This window comes from Micromonospora sp. DT43, assembly GCF_049841645.1.
Lineage (GTDB): Bacteria > Actinomycetota > Actinomycetes > Mycobacteriales > Micromonosporaceae > Micromonospora.
Map to the genome: position 1 here is coordinate 373,935 of NZ_JBNCKR010000002.1, position 12,742 is coordinate 386,676.

The 12,742-nt window shown below is 72.6% G+C and carries 11 protein-coding genes; 8 read left to right on the forward strand and 3 right to left on the reverse strand.

Annotated features, from left to right (window positions below; translation table 11 throughout):
* Positions 1–91: 91 nt before the first annotated feature.
* The 4 genes from ACLQ26_RS05810 to ACLQ26_RS05825 all read left to right on the forward strand — a co-directional run bounded on the left by ACLQ26_RS05810 (position 92) and on the right by ACLQ26_RS05825 (position 6,052).
* Entirely contained in the window at positions 92–2,398 is a 2,307-nt protein-coding gene (locus tag ACLQ26_RS05810; protein ID WP_425743430.1) for a maltotransferase domain-containing protein, read from the forward strand.
* The gene (gene glgB / locus ACLQ26_RS05815; RefSeq protein ID WP_425743431.1) at positions 2,386–4,488 is read left to right on the forward strand and encodes a 1,4-alpha-glucan branching protein GlgB; all 2,103 of its coding nucleotides are present in this window, start codon (positions 2,386–2,388) and stop codon (positions 4,486–4,488) included. The genes ACLQ26_RS05810 and glgB overlap by 13 nt, the downstream gene beginning before the upstream one ends.
* 77 nt (positions 4,489–4,565) lie before the next feature.
* Positions 4,566–5,405 carry a helix-turn-helix domain-containing protein gene (locus ACLQ26_RS05820; RefSeq protein ID WP_425743432.1) on the forward strand — a complete coding sequence of 280 codons (840 nt, stop codon included), beginning with the start codon at positions 4,566–4,568 and terminating at the stop codon, positions 5,403–5,405.
* Positions 5,406–5,470: 65 nt separating this feature from the next.
* Positions 5,471–6,052, forward strand: coding sequence for a dihydrofolate reductase family protein (locus tag ACLQ26_RS05825; protein ID WP_425743433.1), 582 nt, complete (start codon positions 5,471–5,473; stop codon positions 6,050–6,052).
* A gap of 213 nt (positions 6,053–6,265) precedes the next feature.
* Here the strand turns inward: ACLQ26_RS05825 and ACLQ26_RS05830 are convergent, their stop codons facing one another.
* The 3 genes from ACLQ26_RS05830 to ACLQ26_RS05840 are packed head-to-tail and all read right to left on the reverse strand — an operon-like array spanning position 6,266 to position 8,149.
* Positions 6,266–6,817: a hypothetical protein gene (locus tag ACLQ26_RS05830; protein WP_425743434.1), complete on the reverse strand. Its 552-nt coding sequence runs from the start codon at positions 6,815–6,817 to the stop codon at positions 6,266–6,268.
* Positions 6,799–7,101 carry a DUF6346 domain-containing protein gene (locus ACLQ26_RS05835; RefSeq protein WP_425743781.1) on the reverse strand — a complete coding sequence of 101 codons (303 nt, stop codon included), beginning with the start codon at positions 7,099–7,101 and terminating at the stop codon, positions 6,799–6,801. The genes ACLQ26_RS05830 and ACLQ26_RS05835 overlap by 19 nt, the downstream gene beginning before the upstream one ends.
* Positions 7,102–7,108: 7 nt before the next feature.
* On the reverse strand, positions 7,109–8,149 hold the full coding sequence (locus tag ACLQ26_RS05840) for an App1 family protein (RefSeq protein WP_039907792.1): 1,041 nt from the start codon (positions 8,147–8,149) through the stop codon (positions 7,109–7,111).
* A gap of 193 nt (positions 8,150–8,342) precedes the next feature.
* On the opposite strand from ACLQ26_RS05840, the gene ACLQ26_RS05845 reads away from it, so the two are divergent.
* The 4 genes from ACLQ26_RS05845 (at position 8,343) to ACLQ26_RS05860 (ending at position 12,712) form a co-directional block, all read left to right on the forward strand.
* On the forward strand, positions 8,343–10,037 hold the full coding sequence (locus ACLQ26_RS05845; RefSeq protein ID WP_425743435.1) for an ArnT family glycosyltransferase: 1,695 nt from the start codon (positions 8,343–8,345) through the stop codon (positions 10,035–10,037).
* A 54-nt stretch (positions 10,038–10,091) separates the two neighbouring features.
* Positions 10,092–10,889, forward strand: coding sequence for a peroxide stress protein YaaA (gene yaaA / locus ACLQ26_RS05850; protein WP_425743436.1), 798 nt, complete (start codon positions 10,092–10,094; stop codon positions 10,887–10,889).
* A 106-nt stretch (positions 10,890–10,995) separates the two neighbouring features.
* The gene (locus ACLQ26_RS05855) at positions 10,996–11,688 is read left to right on the forward strand and encodes a hypothetical protein (RefSeq protein WP_425743437.1); all 693 of its coding nucleotides are present in this window, start codon (positions 10,996–10,998) and stop codon (positions 11,686–11,688) included.
* Positions 11,689–11,749: 61 nt separating this feature from the next.
* Positions 11,750–12,712, forward strand: a complete 963-nt coding sequence (locus tag ACLQ26_RS05860; protein WP_425743438.1) for a TAXI family TRAP transporter solute-binding subunit — start codon at positions 11,750–11,752, stop codon at positions 12,710–12,712.
* Positions 12,713–12,742: the final 30 nt, after the last annotated feature.

The following is a 12,742-nucleotide window of genomic DNA, read 5'->3' on the forward strand; positions in this document are numbered from 1 at the left end:
GGGCGCGCGGCGGGTGTGATGTCGTCGTCGGGACGGGGCGCCTGGCGTGCTTGGCCGCGCGCGAAGGGATCTCGCACAGTAGGTTGGCGGGGTGACAGGACGGTTCCCGATCGAAGACGTCTCCCCCGTCGTCTCGTGCGGGCGGTACCCGGCTAAGGCGGTCATCGACGAGCCGATCCCGGTGTCGGCGCGCGCCTACCGGGAGGGGCACGACGCGCTGGGCTGCAACGTGGTGTGGGCCGGGCCGGACGGCGTACAGCGCCCGTTCACCCGGATGCGCCCCGGCGAGCCGGGCCAGGACCGCTGGCACGCCACGATTCGCCCGGACACGGTCGGTGCCTGGACCTTCTCCGTCGAGGCGTTCCAGGACCCGTACCTGACGTGGCAGAACGCGGTCACCAAGAAGATCGCCGCCGGGCAGGGTCCGGCCGATCTCGCCAACGACCTGGCCGAGGGCGCGCGGGTGCTGGCCGCAGCCCGGGACCTGGTGCCGGCCGGCGACCGTGCCCGCGTCGCCGCCGCGCTCACCGCCCTCGTCGACACCGACCTTCCGTTGCCGCAGCGGGTGGACCCCGCGCTGGCCCTGGCCGACCTGCTCTGGGAGCACCCGGTGCGGGAGCTGGTGACCGTCGGTGACACGTACACCATCTGGGTTGACCGCAAGCGGGCGCTCTTCTCGGCCTGGTACGAGTTCTTCCCGCGCTCCGAAGGAGCGGCGGGCGGGCGGTCGGGCACCTTCGCGACCGCCACCGAGCGGCTGCCGGGTGTGGCGGCGATGGGCTTCGACGTGCTCTACCTGCCGCCGATCCACCCGATCGGCCGGGTCAACCGCAAGGGCCGCAACAACGCGCTCACCGCCGGGCCGACCGACGTGGGCTCGCCGTGGGCGATCGGCGCCGCCGAGGGCGGCCACGACACGATCCACCCCGACCTGGGTACGCCTGCCGACTTCCGAGCCTTCATCGAGGCGGCGGCGGCGCAGGGCCTGGAGGTGGCGATGGACCTGGCGTTGCAGTGCGCGCCGGACCACCCGTGGGTCACCGAGCACCCGGAGTGGTTCACCACCCGGGCCGACGGCAGCATCGCGTACGCGGAGAACCCGCCGAAGAAGTACCAGGACATCTACCCGGTCAACTTCGACAACGACCCGGAGGGCATCCGGGCCGAGGTGCTGCGGGTGGTGCTGCACTGGGTGGGCGAGGGCATCCGGATCTTCCGGGTGGACAATCCGCACACCAAGCCGTTCGACTTCTGGCACTGGCTCATCGCCGAGGTGAAGACTGTCGACCCGGACGTGCTGTTCCTGGCCGAGGCGTTCACCCGGCCGGCCATCATGCACGGGCTCGGCAAGATCGGCTTCACGCAGTCGTACACCTATTTCACCTGGCGCACGACGGCCGCGCAGATGCGGGAGTACTGCGAGGAGCTTGTCGCCTCGGCCGACCACATGCGGCCGAACTTCTGGCCGAACACCCCGGACATCCTGCACGAGTCGTTGCAGCACGGCGGCCCGCCGATGTTCAAGATCCGAGCGGTGCTGGCGGCGCTGCTCTCCCCCTCCTGGGGCCTGTACGCGGGCTTCGAGCTGTTCGAGCACGTGGCCCGGCCGGGCGCCGAGGAGTACCTGGACAACGAGAAGTACGAGCTGCGCCCCCGCGACTGGGCCGCCGCCGAGGCGCAGGGCCGCTCGCTGGCCCCGTTCCTGGCCACCCTCAACCGGGTACGCCGCGACAACCCGGCCCTGCACCAGCTCCGCAACCTGCGCTTCCACGAGATCGACAACCCCGCGCTGCTGTGCTGGTCGAAGCACGATCCGGACACCGGCAACACCGTCATCGTGATCTGCTCGTTCGACCCACGTGTGGTGCAGTGGGGCAACACGACCCTCGACATGCCGGAGCTCGGGTTCGACTGGCACGAGCGGTTCACCGTGTACGACGAGCTGACCGGCACCAGCTACGACTGGGGGCAGCGCAACGCGGTGCGGCTCGACCCGTACCTGCAACCGGCGCACGTGCTTACCGTCCGCCGCCCGGTCACGCCCTCCGCGCCGCAACCCGCCGGCGCCGAACCGGCGGATCTCACCGTCGCCGACGTCCCGGACGAGCTGTCCGGCGGCACCGCGCCGACGACCCCGGCACCGACGGCCGCCGCCGACCCGACAGCCAGCGCCAACCCGACGGCCAGCACCGAGCGGGCGACCAGCACCGACCCGACGGCCAGCGTCGAGCGGGCGGCGAAGGGGCCACGCCCGGGGGCCCGCCCGTTCGACCCGCGCTCCATGGCGACCCGTGCATCCGCCGCTCGCACGGCGAAGGCCCGCCCGTCCGCCGCGCCCCGCCCGTCCGCCTCCGCTCCGACCGACGCCGCCCCGAAGGACGACCGATGGACCAGCTGATCACCGGCGTGACGCACGACCCGCACGCGCTGCTCGGCGCGCACCCCGCCGAGGGCTCGACGACGATCCGCACGATGCGCCGAGGCGCGGGCGACGTCGTGCTGCTCGTGGGGGACGAGCGGCACCCGATGAAGCGGGTGCACGACCTGGGCGTCTTCGAGGCGCAGGTCGAGGGGACCGTGCTCGACTACCGGGTGGAGGTCGACGGCGTCGTCCACGACGACCCGTACCGCTACCCGCCCACCCTCGGCGAGCTGGATCTGCACCTGATCGGCGAGGGTCGGCACGAGCGGCTGTGGGACGCGCTCGGGGCCCGGGTCTTCGACGAGGGCGTGGCGTTCAGCGTCTGGGCGCCCAGCGCGCGCGGGGTGCGGGTGATCGGTGACTTCACCGGCTGGGGTCCGGACGACGGCTGGCCGATGCGGTCGCTCGGCTCCAGCGGTGTGTGGGAGCTGTTCGTCCCGAACGCCCGGGTCGGCGCCCGGTACAAGTACCGGGTGCTCGGCGCCGACGGGCAGTGGCGGGACAAGGCCGACCCCCTGGCGGCGTACGCCGAGGTGCCGCCCGCCACCGCCTCGGTCGTGCACCACTCGACCTACCGGTGGAACGACGAGGACTGGCTGGCCCGGCGGGCCGAACGCAAACCGCACCAGGAGCCGATGGGCGTGTACGAGGTGCACCTCGGCTCGTGGCGGCCCGGCCTGGGTTACCGGGAGCTGGCCGAGCAACTCACCGCGTACGTCACCGAGTTGGGCTTCACGCACGTGGAGTTCCTGCCGGTGATGGAGCACCCGTTCGGCGGCTCCTGGGGCTACCAGGTGACCGGCTACTACGCGCCGACGTCCCGCTTCGGTGACCCGGACGAGTTCCGCCACCTCGTCGACCGGCTGCACGCCGCCGGCGTCGGCGTGATCCTGGACTGGGTGCCCGCGCACTTCCCGAAGGACGAGTGGGCCCTCGCCCGCTTTGACGGCACGCCGCTCTACGAGCACCCCGACCCGCGTCGCGGTGAGCACCCCGACTGGGGCACGTACGTCTTCGACTTCGGCCGCCGCGAGGTGCGCAACTTCCTGGTCGCCAACGCGCTCTACTGGTGCGACCAGTTCCACGTCGACGGGCTGCGGGTCGACGCGGTCGCCTCGATGCTCTACCTCGACTACTCCCGCGACGAGGGCCAGTGGGCCCCCAACCAGTACGGCGGCCGGGAGAACCTGGAGGCCATCGCGCTCATGCAGGAGGTGAACGCGACCGTCTACAAGCACCACGCCGGCGTGGTGATGATCGCCGAGGAGTCCACCGCCTGGCCGGGCGTCACCGCCCCCACCGCCGACGGCGGGCTGGGCTTCGGTTTCAAGTGGAACATGGGCTGGATGCACGACACCCTGCTCTACACGTCGAAGGACCCGATCTACCGCCAGCACCACCACCACCAGCTCACGTTCTCCCTGGCGTACGCGTGGAGCGAGAACTACGTGCTGCCGATCAGCCACGACGAGGTCGTGCACGGCAAGGGCTCGCTGGCCGGGAAGATGCCCGGCGACACCTGGCAGCGGCTGGCGAACGTCCGCGCGCTGCTGGCGTACATGTGGGCGCACCCGGGCAAGCAACTGCTGTTCATGGGCTCCGAGCTGGCCGACGACCGGGAGTGGAGCGAGGAGCGCGGCCTCGACTGGTACCTGCTGCACGACCCGGCCCGCGCCGGCGTGCAGCGGCTCGTCGGTGACCTCAACCGCGTCTACCGGGCCACCCCGGCGCTGTGGGCGCAGGACACCGAGCCGGCCGGGTTCCGGTGGATCGCCGGGGACGACGTCGCCAACAACACCGTGTCGTTCGTCCGGATCGCCCCGGACGGCTCGACGCTTGTGTGCGTGGCGAACTTCTCCGCCCAGCCGCTGCACGACTACCGGATCGGCCTCCCGGCCGGCGGGACCTGGGCCGAGGTGCTCAACACCGACGCGCACCACTACGGCGGGTCGGGGGTGGGCAACATGGGCGAGGTGCACGCCGAGGACGTCCCGTGGCACGGCATGGTCGCCTCGGCGGCCCTCCAGGTGCCCCCGCTGGGCGTCGTCTGGCTCCGCCAGAGCTGAGCCGGCCTGGATCCGCTCGACCGAGGTGACCGCGCGGCGGGACCGTCCCGGCGCGCGCGGCCGCCGATACTGTGGGCGTGGAGTACGTGTCCAGAGTGCCGCGACCGCCGCTGGACGGGCTGATCGACGACCTCTACTACCTGGAGGGCGTGCCGCCGTACGCCCGGTTGACGCTGCCGCCGATGCCGGCGGCGCTGCTCATCGTCAACCTCGGCCCGCCGTTCCGCATCCGTGCCGGCACCGACGTCGAGACCTCCGAGTACGCCGACGGCTGCGTCATCACCACTCCCACCCGCGCGTTCGATTTCGGCTACCCACTCCGGACCCGGTCCGTCGGCGCGCACGTCAAGCCGTGGGGGCTGGCACCGTTCCTGCGGATGCCCGCGGCCGAGCTGTGCGACCGACCGGTGACGCTGGAGCAGGTGTGGGGTCGGCCCGCCGTTGCCGAGTTGCGAGACCGGCTGGCCGCGGCGGACGGACCGCACGAGATGCTGACGCTGCTCGAGGAGGAGCTGACGCGGCGGCTGTGTGAGACCGCCGGCCTGGGGCTGGTCCGCCACACGAGCAGCGTCATCGCCGCGACCGGCGGGACGATGACTATCGACGACCTGAGGGCTTCCGCCGGTGTCAGCAGCACCCACCTGGCACAGCGGTTCAAGGAGCTGATCGGCGTCACCCCGAAGCGGCTGGCGCGCACCTACCGCTTCGCGGCCACCGTGTTGTCGATCAACCCCGCCGAACCGATCGACTGGGCCGACCTCGCCGGCGGCGCGGGCTACTTCGACCAGGCCCACTTCGGCCACGAGTTCCGGGCGTTCACCGGGCTCACACCGACCCGGTACGTCGAAGTCCGGCAGCGGTTCCTGCGCGAGAATCCCGGTCACGTGCTGGACGGGTGGCCGCTGCCGACCGATTGATTTCCTACAAGAGCGACAGCCCTCGAAACCCTAATCTGAGGGCATCCCCCAGCAGAGGAGCGCCCGTGGGCAGAGTGGTCATGTACAGCTCGGTGTCGGTGGACGGCTTCATCGCGGACGAGAACGACCAGCCCGGACCGCTGTTCGACTGGTTGCTCGGCGGTGACGTGCCGTTGGACTCCGACGGCCAGTTGACGGTGTCGCAAGCGTCGTACGACTACACCCGGCCGTACTGGGACCAGATCGGGGCGACGATCGTCGGCCGCCACGTCTTCGACATGACGGACGGCTGGGACGGGAAGCCACCGGGCGGGGTCGACCACGCGGTCGTCGTGACGCACCGTCCGAAGCCCGAGGGCTGGAACCCCGAGGCGCCGTTTCACTTCGTCGACGGCGTCGAGGCAGCCGTGGCCACGGCGCAGAAGCTCGCGGGCGACCGCATCGTCGAGGTCGCCGCCGGCGACGTCGGCGGCCAGGTGCTCGCCGCGGGCCTGGTCGACGAGGTGCGCATGGACGTCGTACCTGTCGTGTTCGGGTCCGGCAAGCGCTACTTCGGGTCGGTCCGCGCGCAGCACCTGTTGGAGGACCCGGACGTGGCGATCCAGGGCAACCGGGTGCTCCACCTGCGCTACCGGGTACGCCGCTGACGCTGACCAGGTCCAGGACCCTTCGGGTAACCGCTCACCATCAAGTGGTCAAGAGGCATCGATGCCCCGTGGCCACGTCATGACCACCAGCAGGACGATGTTCCAGAACCACGACCGACAGGCCGTTCTCCTCCCACCTCCCGAGAGCACACGTCGGCGACAGGACAGGCGACGTCAGGTCACGGCCATCCTCATGGGGCAGGGGGACGTTCCTCAAAGGCCACGAACCAGCGAGGGTATGAGCAACGCGAAGATCGACCAGCCGCCTGTCAACCACAGAACGTGGCGTCGCCAGGGAACCTCACCACTCGGCTCATCCGTCGCACCCAGGCGAGCGGTCTTCTTGCGGTAGCTGTCGATCTTCTTGGCCGCCCGGCGGGCGCCTGGATACCCCATCAGCCTGCCGACGATGGAGGGCTGGAACGCGTAGCAGTGGACATCGCCCGCGCCGCCGACCCGGACGACGAGACCACGCTCTGCAACCACCTCCACAACCCGACCCCACGGTATCGAGGTCGCCCTTGCCGGGTTGACCACCAGAAGGGCGGCTGGAGTCGCCTTCACCGAGGAGAACATGGTGACGAGCGTGGTGAAATAACAGATTCCCGCGAAGAATGCGGCAACAAGAACCAGCTGACCTCGGCCATTCGCCGGATTTCTGCTGAACATCGTCATCATGAAGCCGAAGACAGCCCAGAGCGCCGACCCGCCGACCCAGACGCCCCAGCTCCTCATCGCCACGAGCATCAGGCGATTCTTCCGCATGATGCTCCACTCGCTCGCCAGCGGCCCAGGAAGCGGCAATAGCAGGCTACGATGTTGCCCCTTCCGCAGCAAACCTGGCGGAACTCGATCGACCGTCCTCGGTCGTCGGGAGTGACCACGGAATGGCGCACCAGGGTCCGCACCTCGCGGCCGTCGTTTGTCCGCACGGTCACCGCGCAGTGCCACCAGTAGCCCAGGCGCTCCCGTCCGCCGCTCAGGCGGGTCGGGAGCGACCGTAGCGCAGCGTGGCAACCAACCGCTGACCGCCGGAACAGCGGACGGATCTGGCGGTCAGACCAGGCCGGCGTCGCGGAGCAGCATCCACAGGCCCGCGCCGTCCGGGGCGGACAGCCACTTCTGCCCCACCGGCCCCGACGACGGGCGGCCCGCCGGGGCGGGCAGGCTACCGGCCAGCACGGACTGCGTCGGGGAGAGCCGGCGGATCGCCACCCCGGCGACGTTCTCCGGGTGGGCGGCGGCGAACTCCCGGTAGATCTCCTGGTCGTGCTGGCCGTCGTCGCCGACCAGCAGCCAGCGCACGTCGGGGAACTCCTTCGCCAGCCGGGCCAGGGTGGACCGCTTGTGCTCCATCCCGCTGCGGAACCAGCGGTCGGCGGTCGGACCCCAGTCGGTGAGCAGCAGCGGCCCGGCCGGGTAGAGGTGCCGGGACAGGAACCGGGTCAACGTCGGCGCCACGTTCCACGCGCCGGTGGAGAGGTAGAAGACCGGGGCGCCGGGGTGCGCGGTGACCAGCCGCTCGTAGAGCACCGCCATGCCGGGCACCGCGGCGCGGGCGTGTTCGTCGAGGACGAAGGTGTTCCACGCGGCGAGCAACGGCCGGGGCAGCGCCGTCACCATCACCGTGTCGTCGATGTCGGAGAGGATGCCGAACTTGACGTCCGGGTCGAGGATGCGTACGGGCGCGTCGACCGGCTCGGCGTCGGGCACGCTGAGTCGGACGGTGCCCCAGCCGGGCGGCAGGTCGGCCTCGACGAGCGTGTCGACGAAGCCGCTGCGATCGGCGCGGGCCTCGTGCCGCACCCCGCCTGCCTCGATGTGCACTGTCACGTGCTTGGCCGGCAGGGTGGTGAAGCTGCGCCAACCCCGGACCTTCTCCAGCCGACCCCGCTGGCGGGTATCCGGACGACCCAGCAACACCCGGCACATCACCCGCACCCAACCCGGACGGCCGTAGCCGGTGTAGGCCACGATGTTCATCCGCCAGCCGGTGCGCCGCAACCGACGCTCCACGAGCTGGTGCACGGCATCCTCGATCCGCGCGGCCCGGTGCAGGTTCGGCACGGCCAGCTGGCCGGCGGGTGTGGGTGGCACGCGCCAACCCTGCCACACGTCGACGGTCACGGCCACGCGAGCCGACCCGGCTGGGCCGAACCAGCCGGGGTCGACCGCGCCGAACCAGCCGGCCACGCTGGGCCGATCCGGCCGGGTCGGGCTGCGCCGATCGTCCACGGCGGCCCGGCGGAACGTGAAACACTCCGGTCGGGACGACGACGGGGGCGTGGTCGTGTCGCATCCAGAGCAGCACCGCGGGCGGTGGCGTCCGCGACTCGACCGGCCGGCGCTCGTCGCGCTCCTGGTTGGGCTGGTCGGTGTCGGGTACCGACTGATCCTCACGCTGTACACCGTGCCGGTGTCGAACAGCGACGAGGCGACCTTCGGGCTGGCCGCCCTGCACATCGGGCAGGGTCGGGAACGCCCGGTCTTCCTGTACGGCCAGCACTACATGGGCATGCTGGAGTCGTACCTGGCCGCGCCGCTGCTCGCGGTGGCCGGGCCGAGCTGGCCGGTGCTGCGGCTGCCGATGCTCGCCCTGTACGCGGTCTTCCTCTACCTCGCGTACCGGCTCACCCGCCGGCTCTACACGCCGTGGTTCGCCGTCCTCGTCGTCGGCCTGCTGGCGCTGGGACCGGAGCGGGTGGTGCGCGACCAGCTCACAGTGGTCGGCGGCCGGCCGGAGGTGAAGCCGGCGGTGCTGCTGATGCTGCTGATCGCCGTGGGGCTGGCCGCCGGGACGGTACGCCACCGGCGACTGGCCGTCGCGCTGTTCGGGCTCCTGGTCGGGCTGGCCGCCTGGTCGGACTGGCTGATCCTGCCGTATGTGGCGGTGGCCGGGTTGGCCCTGGTGTGGGCGGTTCGGTGGGAGCTTCTGGGCTGGTCCGGGCTGCTGCTGGTGGCGGGCGTCGTGGCCGGGGTGGCGCCGATGATCGTCGACAACCTGCGGGCCGGGCCGGGTGAGGACTCGCTGACGGTGTTCCGGGAGGTCAGCACCAAGGCAGGTCCGTCGCCCCCGTGGTCGGACCGGATCTCCGGCGGCCTGCTGGAGGGGGTGCCACTGGCACACGGGCTCTGCCCGGTCGACGGGTGCGGCCGGTGGCAGCAGTGGTTCGGGCTGCTCTATCCGGTGCTGCTGGTGGCCGCCGCCGCGCTCGCGCTCCTCGCGTACCGCCGGGCCGCCCGCATGACGAGCGGCACGCAGGCCGCCGACACCTCGCCCGGCACGCAGGCCGGGAGGCCCGGCACGCAGGGCGGGAGCACGCTGCGGGGCGCGCGGGTCGGGCCGGTGGTGCAGCTCGCGCTTGTCGTCGGCGCGGCGTTGACCCTGCTGTCGTACGTGCGCAGCCCGCTCGCCGCGACCAGTCCGCTGGACAACGCCCGCTACCTGTCGGTGCTGCAACTGTCGCTGCCGGCGGTGCTCTGGCCGCTCTGGGTGGCGGCGCTCGCCTGCTGGCGGGGCACGGTGGGCGCGCTCGGCCGGCTGGCCGGCGCGCTGGCCACCGCCGTGCTGGCGGCGCTGACCGCGACGACGCTTGTGGTGACCGTGCTCTTCGCGACCACCGGAACCGCCGCGTCGCGGACCGAGGAACGCCAGGCCCGGGAGCTGGCCGCCGCGTTGCGCGCCGACGGCCCCCACGAGGTGTACGGGGACTACTGGACCTGCAACCGGCTGACCTTCAACACGGACGAGTCGGTGGTCTGCGCGGTGCTCGACGGGGACCTGTCCCCCGGGCAGAACCGCTACCGGCCGTACTGGCGGCAGGTCGGGCGGGCCGCCCGGCCGGGCTACGTGGTGGAGGTCGACTCACCGATGGACCGGCGGCTGCGTCGGCTGCTCGCCGACCGGCCCGACGCCGCAGCGGTACGCGAGGTGGGCGGCTATCGCGTGTACCACCCCGACACACCGGTGCGGCCCTGGCGGTAGCGGCGGGTCGTACGCTGGCCGGGCCGCCGATCCGCCCGTTCGAGGAGACCCAGAATGCTCATCCTGCTGCCGCCCTCGGAGGGGAAGGCCGACGCCGGCACCGGACGGCGCTGGAGCCCGGACAAGCTCTCGCTGTCGGAGCTGAACCCGGCCCGCGAGCGGGTGCTCGACGCGCTCGTGGCGCTCAGCGCCGGTCCGGACGAGGAGGCCGCGTTGTCGGCGCTCGGGCTCAGCGACGGCCAGCGCGGTGAACTGCGCCGCAACGCCCGGCTGCGCGCGGCGGCCACCGCGCCGGCCGAACGGCTCTACACCGGGGTGCTCTACGAGGCGCTGGAGCTGGCCACACTGCCGTCGGCGGCACAGCGGGCGGCCCGCCGGTCGATCCTCATCAGCTCCGGGCTGTGGGGGGCGGTCCGCCTCGCCGACCGGATCCCGCCGTACCGCTGCCCGATCGGCGCTCGCCTGCCGGGCGTCGGGGCGCTATCGGCGTACTGGCGGAAGGAGCTGGCGCCGGTCCTGGCCGGCGCGACCGGTCGGGGCCCGGTGCTGGACCTGCGCTCCGGGGCGTACGCGGCCACCTGGACGCCGCGCGGGGAGCTGGCCGAGCGGACGGTGACCGTGCGGGTGCTGCACGAGCGGGAGGTCGACGGCGTGCCGGTCCGCTCGGTCGTGAGCCACTTCAACAAGGCGACGAAGGGGCGGCTGGTGCGTGACCTGCTGATCGCCGGGGCTCGGCCGCGCACCGCCGCGGAGCTGATCGGCACGCTGCGGGAGCTGAAGCACACAGTGGTGGAGGAGCCCGCCGCCGCCGGCCGGGTCCGGCAGGTGGACCTGGTCGTGACCGACCTGTAGCGGTGCGCGAGCCGCAAGATTTCCTCAAGGCTGGGCGGGAGGCGTTCCGCTACGGGCGCGTGGGGGCCACGGTAGGTGAACCCAGACTCCGACAAGGGAGCCTCCGTTGGCCCGCGATCCCGCCCTGCTCGACCGGCCCCGTTCGCCGGCGACGCCACCCCCGCTGGACTGGCTGACCCTGGGCGACGCGTTCGAGGCCGCCTGCCTGCTGCGCTGCACGGCACCGCCGACCGGCGCCCGCTCGGCCGTCGCGCTGCCGTCGCACGCGCCGGGTGTCGAGTTCAACCGGGAGGACGCCGCGCAGCGGATGCGGCAGCTGCTCGCCCGCCTCGACATCCCGGTCACCCAGGAGGTGACAGTCGGCGGTCTGCGCCGCCGCTACGAGCTGCACCGACTGTGGGTGCCGCCGGAGCACCGGGGGGCGTACGCCCGGATGGTGGATGCCGGGTGGTGGCAGGGGCGTCGGGAGCTGCTGGGCGGTCCCGTGCCGGGGGCCTCGCCGGCCCGCCGCCGGTGGACGTCCCGGCTCGCGGCGGCGGCGTGGCGGTCGGCGCTGCTTGCCGGCGGGCGGCACGTGCGGCGGCACATCCTCGGCGTGCGGCTCACCGACCGGGAGTTGGCCGCCGTGCTGATCCGCAGCGCTGCCGTGCTCGACGTGCCGGCCGTGCTGCGCCCGGGCACCGGATGTTTCCTGGTCAGCGTGGCCGACGGGCCGGACCGGGAGCGCATCCTGCGCAGCGCGTCGATGGAGCCGGCCCGGGGCACGGCGCCGGAGCCGGCCCACCGCCCGGCCTGCTGAGCGGCATCCCTCGGCGGCACTGACGGGTACGGGCTTGCGCCGATCCGCCGTAGCGCGCACAGTGCACCGCGTGAGTCGTACCTCCTCGGGTCGCGCCGGTCCACGCCGTGCGGGAGCGGCGGCGCTGGTGCTGGTCGTGGCCCTCGCCGCCGCCGGTTGCCGGGACGACCCGGCCGAGCCGATGCCGATCCGGATCGCCACCGGCAGCCCCACCGCCGTCTACTACGCGTTCGGGCAGTCCCTCGCCACCATCCTCAACCGGGAGCTGCCTGGTGTACGGGCCAGCGTGGTGATCACCGCCGCCTCGGCGGAGAACGTCCGCCTGGTTGGTTCCGGAGCGGCCGAGCTGGGCTTCACCCAGGCCGACGTGCTGCCCAGCAGCCCGACGCAGAGCTCGTCGGTGGACGCGGTGGCCCGGGTGTACGACGACCAACTGCACCTGGTGACTACCGACGGCGGCCCGGTCCGCACGGTCGGCGACCTGCGCGGCCGGCGGGTCTCCGTGGGCGCGCCCGGATCCGGCACCGAGATCACGGCCACCCGGCTGCTGGACGTGGCCCGGCTCGGCGGCGACGCGGTACGCCGGGAACGACTCGGCCTGGACGACTCGGTGCAGGCCCTGCGCACGGGGCACATCGACGCGTTCTTCTTCTCCGGCGGTCTGCCCGTGCGGGGCATCGAGGAGCTGGCCGGGCGCAGCGCCACCCGCGTCGTGGACCTGGGTGAGTGGACCGAGCCGCTGCGCGCCCGCTACGGCCAGGTCTACGTCTCCCGGGACATTCCCCGTTCGGTGTACGGCATGAACCCGGTGACCACCGTCGCCGACCCGAACTACCTGATCGTGCGGGCCAGCCTGCCGGAGCCGCTGGTGCGGGAGGTGACCCGACTGCTGATGGAGCGGCGGGCCGAGCTGGGCGCGGCGCATCCGGCGGCGGGGCGGATGAGCCCCCGCTCGGCGATCGCCACCGCGCCGCTGCCGCTGCACCCCGGGGCCGCCGCCTGGTACCGGGCCGCCAAGCCCTGACCGTCGACGGGCGGGCGATCCCGCCTGCTC

Bases quoted from the DNA above. Each gene is read 5' to 3' on its own strand.
- ACLQ26_RS05830 (WP_425743434.1), bottom strand. From the start codon at position 6,817: ATGCGGAAGAATCGCCTGATGCTCGTGGCGATGAGGAGCTGGGGCGTC.
- glgB (WP_425743431.1), top strand. From the start codon at position 2,386: ATGGACCAGCTGATCACCGGCGTGACGCACGACCCGCACGCGCTGCTC.
- yaaA (WP_425743436.1), top strand. From the start codon at position 10,092: ATGCTCATCCTGCTGCCGCCCTCGGAGGGGAAGGCCGACGCCGGCACC.